Raw genomic sequence first — 23,633 nt, 5'->3', positions numbered from 1 at the left:
CCTCACCTGGAGGCGAAGCAATGACAACCGTGCAGGAGCTGGTCGCGGACCTCGCACGACGCGGTGTGCTCCTCTGGGCCGACGGGGACGAGCTCCGCGTCCGCGCACCCCGGGACGCCCTCACCGACGAACTGCGCACCGCGCTGAAGGAGCACAAGGACGGGATCCTCACCACGTTGCGGGAGCGCGCCGCCGACCTGCCCGCGGCGATCCCGAAGGTCGTGCCGGCGCCGGCGGAGCTGCACGAGCCGTTCCCGCTCACCGACATGCAGCAGGCCATCTTCGCCGGCGGGCGCGACGCGTTCGAGATCGGCGAGCTGTCCGGCAACGGCTACATCGAGGTCGACGCCGTCGGGCTCGACCTCGACCGGTTCACGGCCTCCTGGCGGCAGGTGATCCAGCGGCACGCCATGCTGCGCGCCGTCGTGCTCCCGGACGGGCGCAACAAGATCCTCCCGGAGGTGCCGGAGTACGAGATCGAGGTGACCGACCTGCGCGGCCGGTCGGAGGAGGAGATCGCCGCGCGGATGGCCGAGCTCCGCCTGGAGATGCCGCGCGAGGTGTTCGCCCGGGACACCTGGCCGCTGTTCCGGATGCGCGCCACCCTGCTCGACGGCGACCGCACGCGGCTGCACCTCGGGTCGAGCCTGCTCGTCGCCGACTCGTTGAGCCTGATGCAGATCTGGCGGGAGCTCTCGCTGCTCAACACCGGCGAGCAGCTGCCGGCGATCGGGCTGTCCACCCGGGACTACGTGGTGGCCAAGACGGCGCTGAAGGGCACACCCGTGCACGAGCGGGCGCTGGACTACTGGCGGCGGCGGCTGCCCACCCTCCCGCCGCCGCCGGAGCTGCCCATCCAGGTCGCCCGGACCGACGGGCCGATGGTGTCCAAGGCGCTGACCGCCCGGATCCTCGAAGCCGACTCCTGGGCGCGGTTCAAGGCGCGGGTGCAGGAGTCCGGCCTGATGCCGGGCGTGGCGCTGCTGACCGCCTTCTGCGACGTCGCCGCGCTGTGGAGCAAGACCGAGGAGTTCAGCGTCAACGCCCCGTTCTGGGACCGGATGCCGATCCACGAGGACGTGGACAAGATCGTCGGCAGCTTCGCCCTGCCCAACCACCTCCGGGTGACCTCGGTGCCCGACTCCACGTTCCTCGAACGCGCGCAGCGCCTGCAGCGCCAGCTCATCGAGGACTTGGAGCACTGCCGCTACGTCAGCGGCGTGCAGGTGATGCGCGAGCTGGCCAAGGCGTACGGCGGGACGCCCCGGCGCAACACCTACGTGGTGTTCAACAGCGTCGAGATGAGCAGCCTGGACATCTCCGGGCTGGGCGAGCTCGGCTACACCGTCAGCCAGACCCCGCAGGTGTACCTGGAGGTGCGCAGCGCCGTGCGCAACGGCGGCCTGGAGTTCATCTGGGACGTCCTGGACTCGGTGTTCCCGCCCGGGCTCGCCGAGGACATGCTCGACGCGTTCGTGCGGCACGTGCGGCGGCTCGCCGAGGTGCCGGGCAGCTGGGAGGAGCGCAGCCGCCGCTACCTCGTCCCCGAGGCCCACCGGTTGACGCAGGCCGAGGCGAACTCCACGGCGGCGCCCGTGCCGGAGGGCCTGCTGCACGGCCAGTTCGAGGCGCAGGCGGCCGACCAGCCCGACCGGCCGGCGGTCGTGTCGGCGGCCGGGACGATCACCTACGGGGAGCTCGACCGGCACGCCACCCGCATCGGCCGCTGGCTGCGCGACCAGGGCGTCCGGCCCAACACGCTGGTCGGCGTGGTGATGGACAAGGGCTGGGCGCAGGTGCCGGCCGTGCTCGGCGTGCTCAAGTCCGGCGCGGCGTACCTGCCGCTGGACGCCTCGCTGCCGCGCGAGCGGCTGCACCGCGTCCTGGCGGCGGCCGGGGTCGGCGTCGTGCTCACCCGGCAACGCGTGGACCGGCACGTCGAGTGGCCGGAGAACACCCGCCGGCTGCGGGTGGACACCCAACTGCTCACCGAGGTCTCCGAGGAGCCGCTCGAACCCGTCCAGCGCGAGGACGACCTGGCGTACGTGATCTTCACGTCGGGCTCCACGGGCGTGCCCAAGGGCGTGATGATCTCCCACCGCAGCGCGCTGAACACGATCGTCGACATCAACCGGCGGTTCGGGATCGGCCCCGACGACGGCGTGCTCGGCCTGTCGTCGTTGAGCTTCGACCTCTCGGTCTACGACGTGTTCGGCACGCTCGCGGCCGGCGGGCGGCTGGTGCTGCCCGACGAGTCCGGGCTGCGCGACCCGGCGCACTGGCTCGACCTGATCCGGGACGAGCGGGTCACGGTGTGGAACTCCGTGCCGGGCTTCATGGGGCTGCTGGTCCAGTACGCCGAGGGCGTGCGGGCGGAGGTGCCCGCCTCGCTGCGGGTCGCCATGCTCAGCGGCGACTGGATCCCGGTCACCCTCCCGGACCGGCTGCGCCGGCTGGTGCCCGACGTCCGGGTGATCAGCCTCGGCGGCGCGACCGAAGCCTCGATCTGGTCGATCACCCACGAGGTGCACCGGGTGGACCCGGACTGGACGAGCATCCCGTACGGCAAGCCGCTGGCCAACCAGCAGGTGCACGTCCTCGACCGCGACCTCGACGTGCGGCCGCTCCGCGTGCCGGGCGGGCTGTACATCGGCGGCGTGGGCGTGGCCGACGGCTACTGGCGCGACGAGCAGGCCACGAGCGCCGCTTTCATCACCCATCCGCGGACCGGTGAACGCCTGTACCGGACCGGTGACATCGGCCGCCGTCTTCCTGACGGCAGCATCGAGATTCTGGGCAGGGAGGACTTCCAGGTGAAGATCGGCGGTTACCGGATCGAGCTCGGCGAGATCGAGAGCACCATCCGGGAACACCCCGCGGTGCGCGAAGCGGTCGTGCTGGCCGTGGACGACGGGGGTGACGGCAAGAGGCTGGTGGCGTACGTGGTGGCCGCCGGCGGGCGCAAGCCCGAGACGGGCGAGTTGCGGACGTTCGTCCGCGACAAGCTGCCCGAGTACATGGTCCCCAAGACGGTGGTGCTGCGCGACGAGCTCCCGCTGACGGCCAACGGGAAGATCGACCGCGACGCGCTGGCCGGCGCCGACGTCCCGCAGCTCGACGCGGCCGGCGGGCCGGTCGCGCCGCGCACCCCGCTGGAGGTTGAGCTGGCCCGGCACTGGTGCGACGTGCTGGGGCTGGAGGAGGTGGGCGTCCACGACAGCTTCTTCGAGCTCAGCGACGACTCGCTGCAAGCGGTGAACCTGGTGTCGAAGATCTCCGACACGGTGGGCAAGCAGCTCGGGGTGCGCTTCCTGTTCGCCCACCCCACCATCGCCGAGCTCTCGGCGTCGTTCGGCGACGGTGACGCCGCCGGGCAGGACCGGACGGAGGACGGGAAAGTGGTCAGCGCGAACGGGAACGGCGAGGTCAAGCCCGGCAGCGTGCGCACCGAGAAGCGCGACCTGCTGACCCTGTACTCGGCCGGTCAGCTGCCGCGGGTCGACGGCGCGGGCGTGCTGGCCACGCCGGCGGGCCTGTTCGAGCGCGCGGGGCTCGACCCCGGCGACGTCGCGCACCGGCTGACCGCGCTCGACCTGCCGCACCTGTGCGGCATCGTCGAGACCAACCTCGGCCGCATCGCCACCATCATGGTCCCGCGCCTGGACACCGCGGACCTGTACCTGAACCGGGACCGGCTGGTCGAGACGATCATCGGCGGGATCGAGATGGGGGCCCGGCTGGGCGCCAAGAACATCTCGCTCAGCGGCCTGCTGGTGACCGCGACGGACTACGCCCGCAGCGTCGCCGCCGCCATCGCGGACCGCACGGACCTCCCGCCGGTCACCAGCGGCCACGAGACCACGTCCGCGGCGGTGCTGCTGAACGTGGAGAACATGCTGCGGATGACCGGCCGCCGGATGCAGGACGAGGTGCTGGGCATCCTCGGCGTCGGCTCGGTCGGCAAGGCGTCGATGCACCTGCTGCTCAAGCACCTGCCGCACCCGCGCAAGCTCGTCCTGTGCGACCCCTACGCGGCGACCAGCGACAGCCCGCGTGGCCCGGCGGCCGGCCTCACCGGCCGGCTCAGGAAGGCCGCGGACGAGGCGGTCAACGTGCTCGGCTACCGGGGGGAGATCCAGATCATCGGCGGGATCTCCAAGCTGCCCGACGAGTTCTACGAGACGACCGTGATCAGCGCGGACACCAATGCGCCCGACATCGTCGACATCGCCAAGCTCCGGCCGGGCACCATGCTGGTCGACGACTCGATCCCGCCGTGCTACGACCGGGACGTGGCGCTGGCCAGGATCGAGGAGAAGGCCGACCTGCTGTTCAGCCAGGGCGACGTGATCGAGTGCGCGACGCCGATGCAGAAGCTGTTCGGCTGGCCGCCGCTGATGTACGAGCTGGCCGGGCAGGAGGGCGTCGACTGGTTCGCCGCCAACACGCCCGACGCGTTCAGCACCACCCAGGTCACCAGTTCGGTCCTGTCCAACGTGCTCGTCGCGCAGCCGGGCATCGCGCCGGCCACCGGCCCGGCCGACCCCGACCGCGCCGCCGGGCACATCGACGCCCTGCGCCGCAACGGCTACACGGGCGGGCCCCCGCAGTGCGACGGCGTGCTGATCCCGGAGGAGTCGGTCGCCCGGTTCGTGCAGCGGTTCGGCGCGGCCGCCCGGGTCGCCGGCTCGACGACCTGACCGGCCGATGCGGGAGTCACCCGAGCGGCTCGACCCGGCTCGCGACGGGGGTCCCGCCCCCGTCGCGAGCCGGGCGGGCCACCGCGAGTGGATCCAGCGCCCGCGGCCGAACCCGGCCGCGCGCCTGCGCCTGGTCTGCCTGCCCTACTCCGGGGGCCGGGCGTCGGCCTTCAAGGGGCTGGCCGCGGACCTGCCCGACGTCGTCGAGGTGTGCGCCGTCGAGCTGCCCGGCCACGGCCGCCGGCTCGGCGAGCCGCCGCTGACTCGGCTCGGCCCGCTCGTCGAGCAGGTCACCGACGCCGTCGATGAGGAGGTCCGCCGGCCGTTCGTGCTGCTCGGGTACAGCGTCGGTGCGCTGATCGGCTTCGAGACCGCGCGCGAGCTCGCCCGGCGGGGCCGGCCGGGGCCCGAGGCCCTGTTCGTGGGCGCGGCGCGGGCCCCGCACCTGCGGTCGACCAGACCGCCGCTGCACGAGCTCACCCGCGCGGACCTGGTCGAGGGCCTCCACCAGCTCGCCGGGCAGCACAACCCCATGCTCGACAACGAGGAGCTCGTCGACGTGATGCTGCCGGTCATCCGCGCCGACCTGGGCCTGGACGAGACCTACGACCACGAGTCCGGCCGCCCGCTCGACTGCCCGATCGCGGCCTTCGGCGGCAGCGAGGACGCGACCGTGCCGCGCGCCGGCCTGGAGGGCTGGGGCGCGCACACCACCGGCGACTTCACGGTGACCACTCTGCCCGGTGGCCACTTCTTCATCGACACGGCGCGGCAGCGGTTCGCCTGGGCCGTGACCGGTCAGCTCGAACGCCTGCACGCGGGCCGGGGGGAGGCTTGGCGACCATGAGCACGGAACCGGTGACCGCACAGGACCGGCTGGCTTCGCTGCGCGCGGGCCTGGAGGAGGACATCAGGCCGCTCGGTGACCGCTACTCCGACGACCAGCTGCCGCTGGACATGCTGCCGCAGATCGTGAAGACGTTGCGGGGCCACGGTTACCCGGTGGAGGAGGTGGCGCGGGACGAGGTGGCGGGCGCGTTGGCGAGCGAGGAGCTGGCCAGGGTGTTCCCGTCCCTGGAGGGCTGCCTGATGGTCTCCCACGCGTGCGCCCGCTACATCGCCGCGGTGGGCCCGCCCGGGTTGCGCGAGCGGGCGGTGCCGGCCCTGCTCGGCGGCGCGAAGATCGGCTGCCTGGCCTCCACCGAGCCGGAGCACGGCTCGAACAACGCGGCCATGGAGACCCGGGCGGTCGCCGACGGCGACGAGTACGTCATCAACGGCCGCAAGCGCTGGATCTCCAACGCCGACATCTCCGACTACGCGGTGGTCCTGTGCCGGGTGGTCGAGGACGGCGGGCGGGGGGAGATCAGGCCGATCATCGTCGAGCGCGAGCGGTCGCCCTACCGGACCCGGGACCTGCCCAAGCTCGGGCTCACCGCGTTCGTGACCTCCGAGATGACCTTCGAGGACTGCCGCGTGCCGCGGGAGAACTGCGTCGGCCCGGAGGGCTCGCTCAAGAACCTGCAACTGGTCTTCCAGATGTTGCAGTGGGCGCGGTGCCGGATGGCGGTGATCTCCCTGGGCATCGCCCGGGCGGCGCTGGAGGCGTCGGTCGCCTACGCCAGGAAGCGGCGCCAGTTCGGCCGGCTGATCGGGGAGTTCCAGCTCATCCAGGACAAGGTCTACACGATGGCCGTCGACATCGACGCCTCGCGGCTGCTCATCCACCGCGCGCTGCTCTCCATCCAGGAGGGCCGGCGCTCGGACCGCGAGGCGTCGATGGCCAAGGCGTACGCCACCGAGATGGCGGTGCGGGTGGCGTCGGAGGCGATCCAGATCCACGGGGCCAACGGCCTGTCGCCGGACTACCCGCTCGAACGCCACTACCGCGACGCCCGGGCCCTGACCATCGCCGAGGGAACGACCGAGATTCACAAACTCGTGGTGGCCCGGTCCGTGTTGGGGCTGTCCGCATTCCAGTGAGGGGCATGTCATGCAAGCAGCGTCCGGCGTCACCCGACGCGCCGAGCTCCTGGACGAGGAGGAAGCCCTGCGGGACACCGTCGGCAAGTGGGCGCGGGAGAAGCTGCGGCCGCGGGTGGACCGGATGGACCGCGACGCCCGCATCCCGCGCGACCTGATCGACGAGCTGTTCGCGCTGGGTCTGATGGGCGTCCAGATCCCGGAGCGGTTCGGCGGCGCGGGCGGCTCGGTGTTCATGAGCGCGCTGGCCATCGCCGAGCTCGCCCGGGTCGACCCGTCGGTGGCGGTCTGCGTCGACGTGCAGAACGTCCTGGTCAACACCGCGCTGATCCGTTGGGGCAGCCCGGCGCAGCAGGAGCGGCACCTGCCCCGGCTGGCCCGCGACCTCGTGGGCGCGTACGCGCTGACCGAGTCCGAGTCGGGCAGCGACGCCTTCGCCCTGCGGGCGCGGGCGCGGCGCGAGGGCGGCGACTACGTGCTGGACGGGCGGAAGGTCTGGACGACCAACGCCCGGGAGGCCGGTCTGTTCGTCGTGTTCGCCAACGCCGCGCCCGAGCACGGCGTGCACGGCATCACGGCGTTCCTCGTGCCGCGGGACGCACCGGGGCTCGACGTGGGGCCCAACGAGGAGAAGCTCGGGATCCGGGCCAGCTCCACCTGCGAGGTGCGGTTCGACGGCGTGCGCGTGCCGCTGGAGGACCGGCTGGGGGAGGAGGGCGACGGCTACGACATCGCCGTCGACACGCTCAACATCGGCCGCATCGGCATCGCCGCGCAGATGGTGGGGCTGGCCACCGGTGCCCTGGAGGCGGCCGTCGAGTACGCCGACCAGCGCCGGCAGTTCGGCCAACCCATCTCCGGCTTCCAGGGCGTGCAGCTGCCGCTCGCCCGGGTGGCGACCGACATCGAGGCGGCGCGCCTGCTCGTGCACGACACGGCCCGCCTGGCCGACGGCGGCGGCTCCGTACCCGAGATGCTGTCACGGTGCGCGATGGCCAAGTACTTCGCCTCGCAGGTGGCCGGGCGGGCGGCGTCGCAGGCCGTCCAGACCTTCGGCGGCAACGGGTTCTCCACGGCCTACCCGGTGGAGAAGTTCTACCGGGACGCGATGATCGGGCAGATCTACGAAGGCACGTCGAACATCCTCCTGCGCACCATCGCGGGCGGCGTGCTGGGCGCCTCGCGCTCCCGGGCGCGGGGGAGCCGGAGGTGAGTGTCCTGTCGGAGACCACCTGGACAGGGCAGGCCGACGGGCTGCCCGCGGTCGTCCGCCGGCGCGCCGAAGCCGATCCCGGCCGCACGGCGATGACGTTCGTCGACTACTCCGCCGACCCGCGCGGGGTGGCCCGGGAGCTGACCTGCGGGGAGCTCGACGCGCGGGTCCGCGCGGTCGGCGCGCGGCTGCGCGAGGTCGCCCGGCCGGGCGCGCGGGCCGCGCTGCTGTGCCCGACCGGGGTGGACTTCGTCGTCGGCTTCGTCGCCTGCCTCTACGCCGGGCTGGTCGCGGTCCCGCTGACCGCGCCGAGCTCCTACCGCCACCACGACAGGGTGGCGCCGGCGATGGACGACTGCGGTTGCGAGGTGGCGATCGCACCGAGCGCGTCCCGGGACGCGGTGGCCGGGATCCCGCTGTCCCAACCGGTCCGGATCGTCTGCCCCGACGAGGTCGAACCCGAGCCGCACGCGCCGTGGGAACCGGTGCGCGCCCGGCCCGGGGCGACCGCCTACCTCCAGTACACCTCCGGGTCGACCCGGCGTCCCGCGGGCGTGCGGGTGACCCACCGGAACATGGCCGTGGCGGCGGCCCAGCTGGTCACCGCCCTGCGCTTCGACGAGCGCTCCACGACGGTGAGCTGGAGCCCGTTCTTCCACGACATGGGTCTGGTGTTCGGCGTGGTCCTGCCGCTGGCGCGCGGGTTCCCGATCGTCCACCTGTCGCCGCTCGCGTTCGTGCGGGAGCCGCTGCGCTGGCTGCGGCTGCTGCACGACCACGAGGCGACCCACGTGCTGTGCCCCAACTTCGGGTTCGACATGTGCGTGGACCGGGTCCCGGCCGAGGAGCGCGCCGGCCTGGACCTGTCCCGGCTGGTCTTCGCCGGCAACGGCGCGGAGCCCGTGCGGGCGCGTTCGCTGGCCCGGTTCACCGAAGCCTTCGCGGAGTGCGGCTTCCGGTCCTCCGCGCACACCCCCGTCTACGGCCTGGCCGAGGCGACCCTGCTGGTGACCGCCGTCCCGGTCGAGCGGGAGCCGCCGGTCTTCTCCTTCGACCGCGCCGAGTTGACCGCGGGCCGCGCCCGGCGGATCGCGGACGGGGACCCCGGCGGGATGATCATGGTGGGCTGCGGGGCGCCCGCGGGGCAGGACGTGCGGATCGTGGACCCGGAGACCCGGCTGGCGGCCGGACCGGGTGAGGTCGGCGAGATCTGGGTGCGCGGCGCGAACGTCTGCGCGGGTTACTGGGCGGGTTACCGGGGCGGGGACGAGTCCCCGGCCGGGAACCGCGCGGGCGAGATCTTCGACGCGGTCCTGGACGGCGAGCCGGGGTGGCTGCGCACCGGGGACCTCGGCTTCTTCCACGACGACTCGTTGTTCATCGCGGGGCGGCGCAAGGACGTCATGGTCGTCGACGGCCGCAACCACCACGCGATCGACATCGAGTCGACCGTGGAGGAAGGGGTCGCGGCGGTGCGGCCCGGCAACGTCGTCGCGTTCTCCGTGGACACCGGCGAAGAGGAACGGGTCGTGGTGGCGGCGGAGTTGCAGCCGGGCACGGACGCCGATCCCGGCCGACTGCGGGCGGCGGTGCGCCGCAGTGTCGCCGCGCACCACGACATCCACGTGCACGACGTCGTGTTCCTGCGGCGCGGCACCGTGCCGAAGACGTCCAGCGGCAAGTTGCAGCGCCGCGCGTGCCGGGACCGCTACCTCGACGGCACGTTGATCGTCGTCGGCGAGGGCGCGCGTCCGGCGCGCAGCGCCGAGTGACCGGCAGAGGAGGGAGATGAAGGTGGACGAAGAACTCGTGCGGATCCTGGTCGACGACCTCGACCTCGACGAAGCGGCGGTGCGCCCCGAGCACAGCCTGGAGGACGCGGGTCTGGACTCGCTGTCGATAGTCGAGCTGTCGGTGAGCCTGTCCAGCCAACTCGGCGTGGAGATCAGCGAGGAGGACCTGGTGTCCGCCGCTACCGTCGGCGACATCGACCGGATGGTGGCCGAGCGCCGCGGGAACGGCCCGACCCGGCCGTGAACAGCCCCGGATCCCGGCCGGGGTGCGGGGCCGGCGGGCCCGGACTTGTCATCCTGAGGTTGACAAGCCGGCGGCTGTCAACGTAGGGTTGCCTCCCCGGGTGAGGCGGTCGATCAGGGGATCGGCGGTGATGTCCCGGGCCGAGAAGACACGGCCTGAACGGTCGCGCGCGGCGATGGGGAATCGGCGCACAGGTCCTCCACGCCCAGACGCCAGGCGTTGCGGTGCGAGGGAATCCACCGCCGCCGACGGCACCTCGCGCCGTGCGGCCCGCGGCGGAGTGCGATGTCGTTCGATGCAGGGCACTGCCTCGGCGGGTCCGAGGCTCTGCCACCGAGATTCGAGCCAGGAGCCCGGTGATGCGCGACCCCCGAGACCCGGTGCGTGACGCGGCCAAGCCGCAGCAGTCCGCGGACCCCCGCCGCTGGACCGCGCTCGCGGCGATCTGCACGGCGCAGTTCATGCTCATGCTGGACTCCACCGTCATCAACGTGGCCCTGCCCGCCATCCGCGCCGACCTGGACCTCAGCCGCGTGGAGTTCACCTGGGCGGTCAGCGGTTACGTGCTGTTCCTCGGCGGACTGCTGCTGCTCGGCGGCCGGCTCGCCGACACCTTCGGCGCGCGCACCATGCTCCTGACCGGCCTGGCGGTGTTCACCCTCGCCTCGCTGACCAGCGGCTTGGCGCAGGACGGGACGATGCTGATCGTCGGACGCGCGTTCCAGGGCGTCGGGGGCGCGCTGCTGTCCCCGGCCGCGCTGCGCACGCTCACCGGCCTGTTCCAGGGCGCCGAGCGCAACAAGGCGCTGGGCGTGTGGTCCTCCCTGGGCGGCGTCGGCTTCACCGTGGGGCTGCTCGCCGGCGGGCTGCTCACCAGCGGCCCCGGCTGGCGCTGGGTGTTCTTCATCAACATCCCGGTCGGCATCGGCCTGCTGGTGGCCATCCTGGTCCTGGTGCCCGAGCGCCGGGTGGAGGGAGCGGCCCGGCGCGTCGACGTGCTGGGCGCGGTCACCTCCACCGCCGCCACCAGCTCGCTCATCTACGGCGTCATCAACGCCGGCAACCACGGCTGGGCCGATCTCGGCACGCTGCTGGCCTTCGTGGCCGCCATCGTGCTGTACGGCGTGTTCACGGTCGTCGAGCGCACTGTGCGCAACCCGTTGATGCGCCTGGGGGTGCTGGCCCAACGACCCGTCGCGACCGGCGCGTTCCTGATGCTCACCGCGGCCGGCGTGACCGGTGGGGACGTCTTCGTCACCTCGCAGTACCTGCAACACCTGCACGGCTACAGCGCGCTGTCCGCCGGCCTGTTCTTCCTGCCCGCGGCCGTGGCCAGCGTGGTCGGCGCGATGGCGGGCGGTCGCCTGGTCGGCGTCGTCGGCACCCGCGTGGTGGCGTGCGCCGGCCTGGCCCTGGTCGCCGTGGGCAATGCGCTGCTCATCGGCCTGACACCGGACGGCAACGTCTTGCTCCAGGCCATGCCCGGTGTCGTCCTGTTCGCGTTGGGCGCGACTTCGGTCTTCGTCGCGGCGACCACCTCCGCCCTGGCCGGAGTCGCCCAGCACGAGGCCGGGGTGGTCTCGGGCATCGTCTACACGTTCAACCCCACCGGCGCCGCGATCTTCGTGGGCGTGGGCTCCACCGTCGCCGCCGCGGGACTCGCCGGCACGCCGTCGATCGGCGGCTTCACCAACGCCTACGCGGTGTTCGCCGCCGTCGCCGTCCTAGCCGCGGCGACCGCCTTGGTCGTCGCGCCGTCCAAGAAACCCCAGAAGCCTGCCGCCCCCAACCCCTGACGTCCCGGCTGCCGCGGTCCCAACCCCTGGCGTCCCCACTCTTGAAGTCCCAGCCTCGGGGCATTTCCGGCGGTGCTCGTCCCGCCGGTCACGCCCTCGGCCTCCGCTGGATGCGCGAGAGCCCGCGCTGCAACCGCCAGAGGAAGACGCGCACGTCGACCCCGGCCGCGACGAGATCGGTCGTCGGGCAGTGCGGCGGCCGGTCGAGGTCCGCCGCCCAGCCGAGGCCCGCGCACATCCGGGTGTAGCGCCCGGCGAACTCGTCGGGCGACGGCGCGGTCCCGCCGTCCGGCGTGGTCGAGAAGACGTAGGCGGCCGGGTGCCGCTCGATGCCCAGGATGGCGGCTTGCGCGGCGCAGTGGGCGAGGTAGGCGCGCAACAGGGTGATCGTCTGCGCGTCGAGCGGGACGCGCCGCAGGCCGGTCGCGGACCGGACGGTCAGCGCGCCGAGGTCGAAGTCGACGTCGTCCCAGCGCAGGGCGCACAACTCGGCACCCCGGACGTCGGTGGTCACGGCAAGCCAGACGAACATGCCCCAGCCGGGCTCGTTCGACGCCTCCATCACGATCGTCGCGGCCCGGGTGTGCGCACCGAGCGGCGGGCCGGGGGTCGACATGGATCCAGCGTAGGCAGCGCCGCAGCACGCGGTGAAGGTCCGTAAGTGTGCGGTGAGGCGCGCTTCGGTGCGCGCTTTCGTGCGGCACATCGCCCACACCCCCGGGCCTTGCCCACGCCGGGTCGTGTTCGCGAGATTGTTGTCGGCGGATCCGAGGACGACGGAACGAGGCGATCTGATGGCACCCCGGAACGAGTCCGAGGAAACGACAGTGGGTGGCCCGCGGGCCGGGGCGAGCGACGTCGTCGTGCTCCCCGGGGTCACCTCGACCCAGGGGATCGCCAGGGGTGCGGGCGACACGTTCTACTACGGCGACCTGTTCCGCGGCCACATCTACCGGGGCGACCTCAGGCGCGGGACCGCCGAGCTGTTCGTCGAGGCGCCGAGGGGCCGCTTCGCGATGGGCCTGTGGGCCGACCTGCGGCACGGGTGGCTGTTCGTCGGCGGTGGCCTGGGCTGGGCGTACGTGTACGACATGGAGACCGGCGAAACCGTTGCCGCGTACCAGCTCGGCGAGATCGACGACCTGGCGGCCACGGTGGTCAACAAGGCGTTCGTCAACCGCGACGGCGCCTACTTCAGCGACTCGTCGGCGGGCGTGCTGTACTTCGTGCCGATCAGCCCGGAGGGGCAGCTGGGGCAGGCCCGCACCCTGCTGATCACCGGCCCGGCGGCCGAGATCAGCGGCGAGTTCAACCTCAACGGCATCGTCGCGCCCGAGGACGGCGAGCCGTTGATCGTCTCCCACACGGCGAACGGCAGGCTCTACACCGTCGACCCGGTGTCGGGCGTCAGCCGGATGGTCGAGGGCGTCGACGTGCCCAAGGCGGACGGGCTGGTGCTGGAGGGCCTGCGGCTGTGGGTCGTGCAGAACCGGGTCAACCAGGTCTCGCGGGTCCGGCTGAGCCCCGACCTGGCCTCCGGCGTGGTCGAGGAGGTCATCACGCACGACGCCTTCCAGTTCCCGGCGACCGCGGTCGCCTTCGACGACCGCTTGGCCGTGGTCAACGCCAAGTCCGACACCGCCGAGACCGGCCTCCCACCGACCGCCGACGAGTACGAGATCGTCTTCGTCCAACGCTGACCGCCCACCGGGCACCGCCTCCGCACCCGGTCCACCCCCTTGGCAGTCCAAGTGGACTCAGGGCTGCGCCCGCCGGGTGCCAGTCCGAAGCCTCGCCGGCAGCCGGATTGCCCGCGTGCGCAGCCTCTGGCCGTGCCGCGCCTCACCCGCCTCGCTGTGCCTCGCCACCCGACCAGCCCGCCACCATCGGCGCCCTGCCGGTCGCCGTCGCCCGCGCCATGCCTTGATCTTGTCGATGCAGGTTCGACCGTGTTACGTCCTTTGTCGAGCACGGTGTCGTGGAAGACGGGTAGTCCGCCCTGGCGGCCTTCTTCCTGCGGTTGGCGTGACTGGATTACGCCTTGTCGGCGGCGACCGTGTCGGGCCGGGACGCGCCGACTCCCGTGAGCCAGTCGGGCCGGCCGTGGGCGAAGTACCGGAAGCACGTCACCGGCCAGGACCACGAGCGGTCTACCCGCTCGACTACCGGCGCACGCAGGTCGACGGCGGGCCCATCGGCGGCTACCTGGTGGAGGCGAAGTGGGCGGGCCGCAACGACGCGGCCTCCAAGAACCCGCCCTGTGATCCGGCCGACTTCCGGTACAACGAGGAGCGTTGCGCGGTCTCCAACCGCGCCGCGGCCGACGCGTTCGAGTCGTTGTTCCGCACCCACTTCCCGAACCAGGTGGGGAACGGGACCCTGCGGGTGATCCACGTTCCCGGAAACGGTATGTAGATGAGCGACGCGGAGATCGTGGACCAGGTGCCGGCGGCGGCGCACGACGCCGACGGGTGGTCCGGCGCGCTGGTGGCGGGTTCGCTCGCCGCCGCGGGGTGGCGGCCGGGCGGGGCGGGGGAGGCCGTCGAGTCGGAGTGGGACGACTTCGGCTATGGCCACCACTTCGGGTGGCGCGTGGGCGGTCTGAGGCTGGTGATCGGGGTCCGGCAGCAGGACGAGGAGCTGCCGGTCCAGGTCGTGTTCCGGGTCTACAACGCGTGACCGACGCGAAGCTCTCCCGGCGGGCCGTGCTCGCCGGGAGCCTCGGTCTGGCGGTGGCGGCGTGCGACGCGCCGCCACTCCCGGCGCACCCCGGCTCTGCTCGTCCCGTTCGGGAGCCGCTCGCACTGGACGTCATCGCCGACCGTGCCGGCTTGCACCCGGCCCTGGACCGGCTGGTCGGATCGGCGGCGTGACGGTCTCGGTCGGCGCGTCGCTGTTCGGCGACCGGTTCGGCCTGCGCCACCGCCGGCCGACGAGGCAGCGGCCGTGCCGGGCCTGCGAACCCGCTGGCGAATGCCCGGCTTCCGCCCGGACAACCGTCCTGACGCCGCCGGGAAGCCCGCCACGACCACCCTGTTCGACTTCCGGGAGGGCGCGGGGAACCCGGCCGACGGCGACGCGTTCGCCTGGGCCGGCCCGACGAGCCCGCGTGGGAGGCGGGGGCAGCTACCAGGTGGTGCACCTGATCAAGTTCGCCATGCCGCTGTGGGGACGCGCACCCGGCGCCCAGGCAGAAAGCGGTGTTGGGCAGGCGGAAGGACACCGACGCACCCCCGGGTTGCGACCGGCCGGCCGATGAGCCCGACTACACCGCCGACCCGGACGGCCGGATCATCTCGCTGGACGCACACCTCCGAAGGGCCGGCAGAGGTTGGACGGTCGCTGTCATCCGTTGGCAGGGACATCGTCGCCTGCGGACCACACGCGGCCGCCACCGATGTCTGCTGAGTCCACTCTGACCGCCGCACCCTGTTACTGGTGCTGACCGCGCCGGCGCGGCTGCGGCCGGTCGTGCAGTTCGACGACTTCGAGCAGAACCTCACCGCTGCCGGTGAGTCCCTCGATCCCGGGTTCGCGGAGATTTTCACCGCGGTGTGCAATCACGCCCAGGCGGGACTGGCTCTGGTGATCTGCCGTTGTCCAGTACCGGATGCCGAGTCGGTCCTGCTGCGTCGGTCCTGCTGCGACGGAAGCTGCCCGCGCTGACGCCTGCGGAGTTGGGGCGGCTTCTGCTGCGGCTGCCCGCCCTGCGCGCTCTGTCCACGCGGGACAGAGCGGTGGTTGTCAGGCCGATCGCGGCAGAACCGGTGTGCGTGCGGCCGTGGGCGGCGGGCACGTCCCGGCTCCGCCTTGGAGCGTGGTGACGTGTCTGGACGTCACCGCGCGTGGGGCGAAGCCGGGCTATGACGGCGTTGTCACCTCGTGTGCCAGTGTGGGTGTTCCACTCCGGAGCTCCCCCCTGCGCCGGGATGTGGATGACTGCCCGTGTGGAGCGGGGCCGGCCGGCTTCGGTGGCGGGCGGCCCTCGTCGGGGGTCAGCCCTCGCCGAGGCGGAAACCGACACCGCGAACGGTGACGATCCACTGCCCGGAGCCGAGCTTGTTGCGCAGGCTGCTGACGTGGGTGTCGACGGTGCGGCGGGACCAGGAGTCTCCCCAGACCTGTTTCATGATCGCGCTGCGCGGTACGACCGTCTCGGAGTGGGACGCCAGCAGGTAGAGCAAATCGAATTCTTTCCGGGTCAGTTCGATTCGCCTGCCGGCGAGTATCACTTCCCGGAGCTTCGCGTCGATTCGCAATGAGCCGCGGGACACGGTGGGCGCGGGTGCGGCCCGTGGCCGGGCGCGGCGCATCACGGCGTCGATGCGGGCCATGAGTTCGCGAAACCCGTACGGTTTGACCAGGTAGTCGTCTGCGCCGGACTGCAGGCCCAGCACGCAGTCCAGCTCGGCTCGTCGCGCCGTGACGGCGATCAGCGGCACGTCGCACTTCGCCCGGATCGCCCGGCACACCTCGATGCCGTCCAGGTCCGGCAGCTCCAGGTCGAGCAGGACCAGGTCGGCGCTGTCGTGGACGCGGATGGCCTCGGTGCCGGTCTCCGCGCTGTAGACGTCGTGGCCCTGCCTGCGCAGCCAGGTGACCAAGTTCTCCTTGTCGCTGACGTTGCTCTCGACCACGAGCACGTGCCACGTGGCCGAGCCGTTCCGCCCGCCGGGCGCGGGCTCCCATGTGCTGACTAACTCACCGGCTTGTTGCCCTACCACGTTCCCCCCAGGGATGGATTTCCACCGTGACCAGACGGCTGCGCACCTTCCGGATGTAGTCGGGCACCTCACCCTCCGTATTCGGTATGCTCCAGTCTCCGTTTGCGGGTGAAAGGAGGCACCCCCCGGCGCGCTCAAGAGTGTGAACCGCATTCATGATTTTTTCCGGTGTCATGACGGTGATCGCGAAGTTACCATGGCTGCACCGGGGGTGACAATTGTCGCAATTGCCCGCCACCAGTGGATCATTGGTGTGACCAGCGCTTTTGTGGCTGCGAGGAATCCGCACTATTGCCAACTCGACGGGCTGCGGTAGGCCGTAACGCGTTCCGCGCGGCACCAGTGCGCACACGGGATGTGATCGGGAACCGGCGCGGTCGCCACGTTCGGTGAGGTGCGGGCCAGCAGCACTGCGGTGAGCGCGGCGAGTTCGTCGTCGACGAGCGAGCCGCCGAGGACTCGGACCAGCTTCTCCACCAGAACCTCCGGTATTCGGTCGGCAACGCATCGCAACTCCACGAATGCACCTTGCACTTCGACTGCTACCCGTTGCGGGCGGTCATTGCGGCGGGTTGCCGTGCTTGCGGCTGGGCAGGTCGGCGTGCTTGCTCTGCAACACCCGCAGGGCCGAGGCCAGCACGCTCCTGGTCTCGGCGGGGTCGACGACGTCGTCGACCAGTCCGCGCTCGGCGGCGTAGTAGGGGTGCACCAGTTCGTCTTTGTACTGCCGGACCAGCTGGGCGCGCATCGCCTCCGGGTCGTCGGCCGCGGCGATCTGCCGGCGGAAGACGACGTTGGCCGCCCCTTCCGCGCCCATCACCGCGATCTCGTTGCCCGGCCAGGCGTAGGCGAGGTCGGCGCCGACGCTGCGGGAGTCCATCACGATGTACGCGCCGCCGTACGCCTTGCGCAGCACCAGCGAGATCCGGGGCACCGTGGCGTTGCAGTAGGCGTACAGGAGCTTCGCGCCGTGCCGGATGATGCCGCCGTGCTCCTGGTCGACGCCGGGCAGGAAGCCGGGCACGTCCAGCAGGGTGACCAGCGGGATGTTGAACGCGTCGCAGAACTGGACGAACCGCGCCGCCTTCTCGCTGGCCCGGATGTCGAGCACGCCGGCGAGCGACTGCGGCTGGTTGGCGACGAACCCGACGACCCGGCCGGCCAGCCTGCCCAGCGCGACGACGATGTTGGTCGCCCACCGCTCGTGCACCTCCAGGAAGTGCCCGTCGTCGCTGACCTCCTCGATCACCGACCGGATGTCGTAGGGCCTGCTGCCGTCGTCGGGCACCAGACCCGCCAGCGCGGGGCACAGCCGGTCGGCCGGGTCGTCGGTGTGCTCGACCGGCGGGACCTCCCGGTTGTTGGCCGGCAGCAACGACAGCAGGAACCGCACGTCCTCCAGGCAGGTCTCCTCGTCGTCGTGGACGAAGTGCGCGACACCGGAGACCTCGCCGTGCACGTCCGCGCCGCCGAGCCCGTCCTGGGTCACGTCCTCGCCGGTCACCGCCGTCACCACGTCGGGGCCGGTGATGAACATCTGCGCGGTGTCGCGGACCATGAACACGAAGTCGGTGAGCGCTGGGGAGTACGCCGCACCGCCCGCGCACGGCCCGAGCATGACGCTGATCTGCGGGATCACCCCGGACGCCCTGGTGTTGCGCTGGAAGATGCCGCCGTAGCCCGCCAGCGCGGCGACGCCCTCCTGGATGCGCGCGCCCGCGCCGTCGTTGAGCGAGATCAGCGGGGCGCCCGTGGCGATGGCCAGGTCCATCAGCTTGTGGATCTTCTGCGCGTGGGCCTCGCCGAGCGAGCCGCCGAAGATCCGGAAGTCGTGCGCGTAGACGAACACCGTCCGCCCGTGCACCGTGCCCCAGCCGGTGACCACGCCGTCGGTGTGCGGGCGCTTGTCCTCCATGCCGAACCCGGTGGCGCGGTGCCGGCGCAGCGGCTCCACCTCGGTGAAGGACCCCTTGTCCAGCAGCAGCGCGATCCGCTCGCGTGCGGTTCGCTTGCCCTTGGCGTGCTGGCGCTCGGTGGCCTGCGGGTCGGGGCCGTCCTCGATCTGCTTCTTCAGCTCCCTGAGCTGGTCCAGGCGGTTCACGCACTGCTCCCTTCGCTGGTCGGCGGCCCGGTCCGCGGCGGCGTCCGGGCGGGACGGGCGAACCTCGCGCGGCCGGGCGCGGGGTTCGCCGTCGTCATCGCGGCGTGGCCGCGGCGGGTGCGCCGAACCACCGGCGCAGCGCGGTGTCCAGGCCGTCCACGTCCTCGCCGGCCCAGGCGACGTAGCCGTCCGGCCGGATGAGGATGGCGGTGGCCGGTGGCGCGGACGGCGACACCGGGGTCGCGGTGACCGTGCGCACCCGGTCGCCCCAGCCCTCGGTGGCGGCCCGGACGGCCGCGTTGTCGTCCAGGTCGAGCAGCACACCGGTGCCGGCGTGCAGCAGGTCGGTCGTGGTGGTCTCGCCGGTGGCGCCGCGCAGCGCGCGCGGCGGGACGCGCAGCCCGGCCAGCGCGTGGTCGCACCCCACGTCGTAGCGGATGTCCACGCCGCTGACGATCCCGGCGAGGTGCCGCTTGGTGCTGTCGAGCGCGATCAGCTCGGTCATCAGCTCGCGCAGCGGGTCGGCTTCCTCCCCGCCGAGGAACACCAGGCCCTGGGCGCGGGTGTTCATCAGCAGCCGCGCGCCGACGGGGTGGCGTTCGTCGTGGTAGGTGTCCAGCAGCCCGTCCGGTGCGTGGCCGCGCACGACGGCGGCGAGCTTCCAGCCGAGGTTGACCGCGTCCTGCACGCCGGTGCTCAGGCCCTGCCCGCCGGCGGGCAGATGAATGTGGGCGGCGTCGCCCGCCAGCAGGACCCGCCCGCGCCGGTACTCGGTGACCTGGCGGGTGGCGTCGGTGAACGAGCTGACCCAGTCCGCCCGGCCGCCGGCCAGGGGCTCGCCGGTGATCCGCCGCCACGCGTCGGCGACCTCGGCGAAGTCGACCTGGTCGGTGCGGTCGGCGGGCGGGGTGCCGTGCTCGCAGACGATGATCCGGTCCACGCCGGGCGCGAGCGGTGCGGCCATCACCATGCCGTTGGGCAGCCGCTCGCCCAGGAAGCGCGGGCGCAGGTCGCAGCCCACGACGTCGGCGAGGTACATGCCCCGGGTGGCGGGGGTGCCCGGGAAGTCGAACCCGGCCAGCTCGCGCACCGCGCTGTGGCCGCCGTCGCAGCCGACGAGGTAGCCGGCGCGGAGGGTCCTGCTCCCCTCCGGGGCGGCGACGGTGGCGGTCACCGCGTCGCCGTGGTCGGCCACGTCCAGCAGGTCCCAGCCGCGCCGCACCTGCGCGCCCATCTTGCCCGCCCACTCCTCCAGCACGGCCTCGGTCCGCGACTGCGGGATGCCGCGCGCGCCGAAGTGGCAGTCGTCCAGCACGGTGTAGTCGAACTGCACCCCGCCGAAGTGGCCGATCGGGCTGGTTTCGAGGTCGCCGAACAGCGGCAGGATGCCGCGCTGGTCGAAGGTCTCCACGGCGCGGGCGGTGAACCCGAGGCCGCGTGACTGGCCGGTCGGTTCGGCCAGGCGTTCGACCACGACGACGCGGACGCCGGCCAGCCCGAGCTCGCCCGCGAGCATCAGGCCGGTCGGTCCGGCTCCCACGACGATCACATCGGCGTCCATCAGTCTCCCTCTCGAGGTTGGTGCGGTGGTCGGCCGGTCCCGAACCAGCGGCCGAGCGCGGCCCGCGCGCCGTCCGGGTCGGCACCGGCCCAGGCGACGTGGCCGTCCGGGCGGACCAGCAGGCCGGCCGCGCCGGGTGCGGGGTCCGGGCGTCCGGCCACGGCGGTGACGCGGTCGGCCCACGGGGCCGCCGCGTCGCGCAGGCGACCCCCGTCGGTGAGGTCCAGCAGCAGCCCGCGCCCGGTGCGCAGCAGGGCGGTCGTCGTGGTCGTGCCGGTCGCCGTGGTCAGGGCCAGTTCCGGCAGGTACCCGCCCGCCGGCGGGGACCCGCCGGTCCCGCCGGGCGGGTAGTGGACGTCGACGCCGCTGATCATCCCGGCGAGCAGGGCGCGCACCGGTTCGGTCGCGATCAGCTCGGCGAGCAGGGCGCGCACCGGCTCCACCGAGCGGTCGCCGAGCAGCAGCAGCGCCTGCGCCCGGATGTTGGCCAGCACGCGGCGGCCGACGGCGTGGCGTTCATCGTGGTAGGTGTCCAGCAGCCCGTCCGGTGCGTGGCCGCGCACGACGGCGGCAAGCTTCCAACCGAGGTTCACCGCGTCGTGCAGGCCGAGGTTGAGCGCCTGCCCGCCGGCGGGCAGTTGGACGTGGGCGGCGTCGCCCGCGAACAGCACGCGGCCGTGCCGGTACCGCTCCAGCTGGCGGTTGGCGTCGTCGAACGAGTTGATCCACAGCGGTTCGCCGCCGCTGATGTCCTCGCCGGTGATCCGCCGCCACAGCGCGACGACCTGGGCGAAGTCGGGCGCCGCGGCGGGAGCGGAGCCGAACTCGTGCGCCATGACCCGGGTGACGCCGTTCCCGGCGCGGGCCGCGATCGCCAGGCCCGCGTCGAGCCGCTGGAACCGGCGGTCCGGGACGTCGACGCCCGCGACGTCCGCGCGGACCAGCCGGCGCGTCCCGGGCAGGCCCGGGAAGGCCGCCCGGACCACCTTTCGGACGGTGCTGTGCTGGCCGTCGCAGGCGACGACGTACCCGGCCCGCAGCCGCCGCCCCGACTCGCCGACGACCAGCACGCCGTCGCCGTCGTCCACGACGTCCCGCACCGTCCAGCCGCGCCGGACCTCGGCACCCAACCCGGTCGCCCACTCGGCCAGCAGCCGCTCGGTCGTGGTCTGCGGAACCTTCCACTGCCCGCAGTGGCGGCCGGGCGTGGTCAGGTCCAGTGGGATGCCGCCGAAGTGCCCGCGCGGCTGGTTCGGCGGCTCGCCCAGCCGCTCCAGCAGCCCTCGGCTGTCGAGGATCTCCATGGTGCGGGCGTGCAGCGTGGACGCCCGGGACTCGGTCGTCGGGGTCTCGCGCCGCTCCAGCACGACGACCTCCGCGCCGCCCAGGCGCAGCTCGCCGGCGAGCATCAGCCCCACCGGACCGGCCCCGACGACGGCGACCGGGGCGTCCGGGCCGGGTGCGCTCACCGCGCGTTCTCGGCGAACGCCTTCGCGTGCGCCAGGGTCGCCCGGCTGTTGGTGCTCAACGCGGTGCGCACGTACTCGCGCGCCGCCGCCACGTCGGCGTCCGGGCCGAGGACGCGGGCGATGTTGTCGGTGTTGATCGTGACCGTGTGCTGGGAGGACGCCTCGACCGCGCCGTCCCGCTCCTCGAACGTCCAGTACCCGGTGTGCAGCGACATCAGCGCCGGCAGCGTCACCTGCTTGTAGACGATCTTGCGGTGTGGGAAGGCGACCCGGTGCGACTTGGTGGTGTGCGTGGAACCGTCCTTCGCGCGGGTCTCCATCTCCAGCGTCTGGAGGCCGGCGGCGTCCTCGGTGAACTCCACCCGCGCCACGTGCGGCAGCCGCTGCTGCCACAGGTGCGCGTCGTTGACGAAGTCGTAGACGTCCTGGGCCGCGCCGTCGACCAGCACGGTGTCGGTGAACGAGAAGGTGAGGTCCGCGCAACGGTCGGCCAGCTCGACGTTGGCCTTGAGCGCGGCCAGCTCCGAGCGCGAGTTGCGGTCCACCGCCTGGTCGATCCACGCCAGGCCGGCCGGGTCGTCGTCCACGGCGCGGTAGTCGTGCAGCAGCCGCACCCGACAGGCGTTCCCGTCGACCGGCTCGATGAGCCACGCGCCGCCCATCGCGGCCACCGGCGGGGTGGACACCTCCTGCCGGAAGTCCACCCGCAGCAGGGCCGGGTCGAGCACGCGCCGGGAGGTCCAGCTCTTGGCCGCCCCGTTGGCGGTGGCCCAGATGCGGATGCGCTCGGCCCGCCCGGCCTTCTCCACGTGGTCGACGTGGATCGTCGGCGGGAAGATCCGCGGCCAGTGCTCGACCTCGGCGATGAACCGGTAGACGGCCTGCGCCGGAGCCTCGACCCCGATCTCGTGCTCGACCTCGCGCAGCACGGGTTCTGCCACGTTCGCTGACATGGTTGCTCCTTCGGGTCGGGACGGGTCAGAAGTTGCCGAGGCCGCCGCAGACGTTGAGCGCCTGCGCGGTGATCGAGCCCGCGATGTCCGAGGCCAGGTAGCCGACCAGTCCTGCCACCTCGTCCGGGGTGCTGTACCGGCCGAGCGGGATCTTGGCCTGGAACTTGGCCATGATCTGTTCCTCGGTGGTTCCGTACGCCGACGCGTAGCCCTGCCGGACCCGTTGCGCCATCGGGGTTTCCACGTAGCCGGGGCACACCGCGTTGACCGTGATCCCGGTCGGCGCGAGCTCGTTGCCCAGCGCCTTGGTGAAGCCGACGACGCCGTGCTTGGACGCCGAGTACGGCGCGCCCAGCACCACGCCCTGCTTGCCGGCGGTCGAGGCGATGTTGATGATCCGGCCCCAGTCCTTCTCGCGCATCCCGCCGGCGTTGAGCACCTCGCGGGTCAGCCGGAAGACGCTGGTGAGGTTGGTGTCGAGCACGTCCAGCCACAGGTCGTCGGCGATGTCGGCGGTCACGCCGCCGCCGCTGCGGCCCGCGTTGTTGACCAGCACGTCGACCTCGCCGAAGCGGTCGACGGCGGCCTTGACGAAATCGCGGACGTCGTCGGGGGAACGCACGTCGACGGCCGCGCCGGCGACGTGCAGCCGCTCCTCCCGGAACTGCTTGACCGTGGTGGCCACGGTTTCGGCGGTGCGCGCGCCGATGAACACGCGGTGGCCGTTCACGGCCAGCAGCCGGGCGGTGGCCAGGCCGATCCCGCTGGTGGCGCCGGTGACCAGGGCGACTCGCTGCTGCGTCATGGTTTCTCCTCGGGTCAGCGCGCGGCCAGCTCGGCGTGGACCAGGTCGATGAGCGTGCGCGGTGTGGTGACCTCGTCGAGCGACTCGTCCAGCGTGATGTCGAACTCGCGCTCGATCCGGCCGCAGGTCTCCAGCAGGGCCAGGGACTCGTAGCCGAGGTCGGTGAACTCGGTGTCGAGGATGTCCCCGTCGAGGTCGACGCCCTCGTCCGCGCCCGCTCCCGCGACCAGGATCCGCTTGAGGTCTTCGATGGTGAAGTTGCTGTGCGACATGGCTTTCCTTCCTCCGTGC

21 protein-coding genes are annotated in these 23,633 nt (G+C 72.5%); 12 read left to right on the top strand and 9 right to left on the bottom strand.

Annotated features, from left to right (window positions below; genetic code table 11):
* Positions 1–20: 20 nt before the first annotated feature.
* The 7 genes from BN6_RS26625 (at position 21) to BN6_RS26595 (ending at position 11,729) form a co-directional block, all read left to right on the top strand.
* Entirely contained in the window at positions 21–4,700 is a 4,680-nt protein-coding gene (locus tag BN6_RS26625; RefSeq protein ID WP_015102881.1) for a non-ribosomal peptide synthetase, read from the top strand.
* A 7-nt stretch (positions 4,701–4,707) separates the two neighbouring features.
* Entirely contained in the window at positions 4,708–5,547 is an 840-nt protein-coding gene (locus tag BN6_RS26620) for a thioesterase II family protein (protein ID WP_015102880.1), read from the top strand.
* Positions 5,544–6,683: an acyl-CoA dehydrogenase family protein gene (locus BN6_RS26615; protein ID WP_015102879.1), complete on the top strand. Its 1,140-nt coding sequence runs from the start codon at positions 5,544–5,546 to the stop codon at positions 6,681–6,683. The genes BN6_RS26620 and BN6_RS26615 overlap by 4 nt, the downstream gene beginning before the upstream one ends.
* 10 nt (positions 6,684–6,693) lie before the next feature.
* Positions 6,694–7,896, top strand: a complete 1,203-nt coding sequence (locus BN6_RS26610) for an acyl-CoA dehydrogenase family protein (RefSeq protein WP_015102878.1) — start codon at positions 6,694–6,696, stop codon at positions 7,894–7,896.
* Entirely contained in the window at positions 7,893–9,668 is a 1,776-nt protein-coding gene (locus tag BN6_RS26605; RefSeq protein WP_015102877.1) for a fatty acyl-AMP ligase, read from the top strand. The genes BN6_RS26610 and BN6_RS26605 overlap by 4 nt, the downstream gene beginning before the upstream one ends.
* 16 nt (positions 9,669–9,684) lie before the next feature.
* The gene (locus BN6_RS26600; RefSeq protein ID WP_015102876.1) at positions 9,685–9,933 is read left to right on the top strand and encodes an acyl carrier protein; all 249 of its coding nucleotides are present in this window, start codon (positions 9,685–9,687) and stop codon (positions 9,931–9,933) included.
* Positions 9,934–10,292: 359 nt separating this feature from the next.
* On the top strand, positions 10,293–11,729 hold the full coding sequence (locus BN6_RS26595) for an MFS transporter (RefSeq protein WP_015102875.1): 1,437 nt from the start codon (positions 10,293–10,295) through the stop codon (positions 11,727–11,729).
* Positions 11,730–11,817: 88 nt separating this feature from the next.
* Here BN6_RS26595 and BN6_RS26590 read toward each other — a convergent pair whose 3' ends face one another.
* A complete protein-coding gene (locus BN6_RS26590; RefSeq protein WP_051075747.1) occupies positions 11,818–12,345 on the bottom strand; it encodes a site-specific integrase in 528 nt (175 codons plus the stop codon).
* 178 nt (positions 12,346–12,523) lie between these two features.
* On the opposite strand from BN6_RS26590, the gene BN6_RS26585 reads away from it, so the two are divergent.
* The 5 genes from BN6_RS26585 (at position 12,524) to BN6_RS26565 (ending at position 15,395) form a co-directional block, all read left to right on the top strand.
* Positions 12,524–13,429 carry an SMP-30/gluconolactonase/LRE family protein gene (locus BN6_RS26585; protein WP_015102873.1) on the top strand — a complete coding sequence of 302 codons (906 nt, stop codon included), beginning with the start codon at positions 12,524–12,526 and terminating at the stop codon, positions 13,427–13,429.
* Positions 13,430–13,832: 403 nt separating this feature from the next.
* Positions 13,833–14,144: a hypothetical protein gene (locus BN6_RS26580; RefSeq protein ID WP_148303021.1), complete on the top strand. Its 312-nt coding sequence runs from the start codon at positions 13,833–13,835 to the stop codon at positions 14,142–14,144.
* Complete coding sequence (locus BN6_RS26575; RefSeq protein ID WP_015102871.1) at positions 14,145–14,408, top strand: hypothetical protein; 264 nt, start codon at positions 14,145–14,147, stop codon at positions 14,406–14,408. It abuts the gene before it with no gap.
* Positions 14,405–14,602, top strand: coding sequence for a hypothetical protein (locus tag BN6_RS26570; RefSeq protein WP_041314132.1), 198 nt, complete (start codon positions 14,405–14,407; stop codon positions 14,600–14,602). Before BN6_RS26575 ends, BN6_RS26570 begins: the two co-directional genes overlap by 4 nt.
* Positions 14,603–15,167: 565 nt before the next feature.
* Complete coding sequence (locus tag BN6_RS26565) at positions 15,168–15,395, top strand: hypothetical protein (protein ID WP_015102868.1); 228 nt, start codon at positions 15,168–15,170, stop codon at positions 15,393–15,395.
* 329 nt (positions 15,396–15,724) lie between these two features.
* Here the strand turns inward: BN6_RS26565 and BN6_RS26560 are convergent, their stop codons facing one another.
* The 8 genes from BN6_RS26560 to BN6_RS26525 all read right to left on the bottom strand — a co-directional run bounded on the left by BN6_RS26560 (position 15,725) and on the right by BN6_RS26525 (position 23,614).
* Positions 15,725–16,372, bottom strand: coding sequence for a response regulator transcription factor (locus BN6_RS26560; RefSeq protein ID WP_231904752.1), 648 nt, complete (start codon positions 16,370–16,372; stop codon positions 15,725–15,727).
* Between the two features lie 369 nt (positions 16,373–16,741).
* Positions 16,742–16,930: an acyl-CoA carboxylase epsilon subunit gene (locus BN6_RS26555; RefSeq protein ID WP_051075746.1), complete on the bottom strand. Its 189-nt coding sequence runs from the start codon at positions 16,928–16,930 to the stop codon at positions 16,742–16,744.
* An 82-nt stretch (positions 16,931–17,012) separates the two neighbouring features.
* The gene (locus BN6_RS26550) at positions 17,013–18,554 is read right to left on the bottom strand and encodes an acyl-CoA carboxylase subunit beta (protein WP_041314128.1); all 1,542 of its coding nucleotides are present in this window, start codon (positions 18,552–18,554) and stop codon (positions 17,013–17,015) included.
* A gap of 94 nt (positions 18,555–18,648) precedes the next feature.
* Positions 18,649–20,115 carry an FAD-dependent monooxygenase gene (locus tag BN6_RS26545; RefSeq protein ID WP_015102863.1) on the bottom strand — a complete coding sequence of 489 codons (1,467 nt, stop codon included), beginning with the start codon at positions 20,113–20,115 and terminating at the stop codon, positions 18,649–18,651.
* Positions 20,115–21,584 (bottom strand): FAD-dependent monooxygenase, encoded by a 1,470-nt coding sequence (locus tag BN6_RS26540; RefSeq protein ID WP_015102862.1) that lies wholly within the window; start codon positions 21,582–21,584, stop codon positions 20,115–20,117. Before BN6_RS26540 ends, BN6_RS26545 begins: the two co-directional genes overlap by 1 nt.
* Positions 21,581–22,537 (bottom strand): aromatase/cyclase, encoded by a 957-nt coding sequence (locus BN6_RS26535; RefSeq protein WP_015102861.1) that lies wholly within the window; start codon positions 22,535–22,537, stop codon positions 21,581–21,583. The genes BN6_RS26540 and BN6_RS26535 overlap by 4 nt, the downstream gene beginning before the upstream one ends.
* Before the next feature lie 25 nt (positions 22,538–22,562).
* Complete coding sequence (fabG, locus tag BN6_RS26530; protein ID WP_015102860.1) at positions 22,563–23,342, bottom strand: 3-oxoacyl-ACP reductase FabG; 780 nt, start codon at positions 23,340–23,342, stop codon at positions 22,563–22,565.
* A gap of 14 nt (positions 23,343–23,356) precedes the next feature.
* Complete coding sequence (locus tag BN6_RS26525) at positions 23,357–23,614, bottom strand: acyl carrier protein (protein WP_015102859.1); 258 nt, start codon at positions 23,612–23,614, stop codon at positions 23,357–23,359.
* Positions 23,615–23,633: the final 19 nt, after the last annotated feature.

It is taken from the genome of Saccharothrix espanaensis DSM 44229, from assembly GCF_000328705.1.
In the GTDB taxonomy this organism is placed as follows: Bacteria; Actinomycetota; Actinomycetes; order Mycobacteriales; family Pseudonocardiaceae; genus Actinosynnema; species Actinosynnema espanaense.
The sequence above is the reverse complement of the archived record's forward strand: the minus strand, read 5'-3'. Positions and strand labels throughout refer to the sequence as shown.

Excerpts from the sequence above, each read along its gene's own strand:
- BN6_RS26625 (WP_015102881.1), top strand. The coding sequence starts at position 21 with ATGACAACCGTGCAGGAGCTGGTCGCGGACCTCGCACGACGCGGTGTG.
- BN6_RS26620 (WP_015102880.1), top strand. The coding sequence starts at position 4,708 with ATGCGGGAGTCACCCGAGCGGCTCGACCCGGCTCGCGACGGGGGTCCC.
- BN6_RS26575 (WP_015102871.1), top strand. The coding sequence starts at position 14,145 with ATGAGCGACGCGGAGATCGTGGACCAGGTGCCGGCGGCGGCGCACGAC.
- BN6_RS26610 (WP_015102878.1), top strand. The coding sequence starts at position 6,694 with ATGCAAGCAGCGTCCGGCGTCACCCGACGCGCCGAGCTCCTGGACGAG.
- BN6_RS26525 (WP_015102859.1), bottom strand. The coding sequence starts at position 23,614 with ATGTCGCACAGCAACTTCACCATCGAAGACCTCAAGCGGATCCTGGTC.
- BN6_RS26595 (WP_015102875.1), top strand. The coding sequence starts at position 10,293 with ATGCGCGACCCCCGAGACCCGGTGCGTGACGCGGCCAAGCCGCAGCAG.
- BN6_RS26615 (WP_015102879.1), top strand. The coding sequence starts at position 5,544 with ATGAGCACGGAACCGGTGACCGCACAGGACCGGCTGGCTTCGCTGCGC.
- BN6_RS26545 (WP_015102863.1), bottom strand. The coding sequence starts at position 20,115 with ATGGACGCCGATGTGATCGTCGTGGGAGCCGGACCGACCGGCCTGATG.
- BN6_RS26585 (WP_015102873.1), top strand. The coding sequence starts at position 12,524 with ATGGCACCCCGGAACGAGTCCGAGGAAACGACAGTGGGTGGCCCGCGG.
- BN6_RS26590 (WP_051075747.1), bottom strand. The coding sequence starts at position 12,345 with ATGTCGACCCCCGGCCCGCCGCTCGGTGCGCACACCCGGGCCGCGACG.
- BN6_RS26600 (WP_015102876.1), top strand. The coding sequence starts at position 9,685 with ATGAAGGTGGACGAAGAACTCGTGCGGATCCTGGTCGACGACCTCGAC.
- BN6_RS26535 (WP_015102861.1), bottom strand. The coding sequence starts at position 22,537 with ATGTCAGCGAACGTGGCAGAACCCGTGCTGCGCGAGGTCGAGCACGAG.
- fabG (WP_015102860.1), bottom strand. The coding sequence starts at position 23,342 with ATGACGCAGCAGCGAGTCGCCCTGGTCACCGGCGCCACCAGCGGGATC.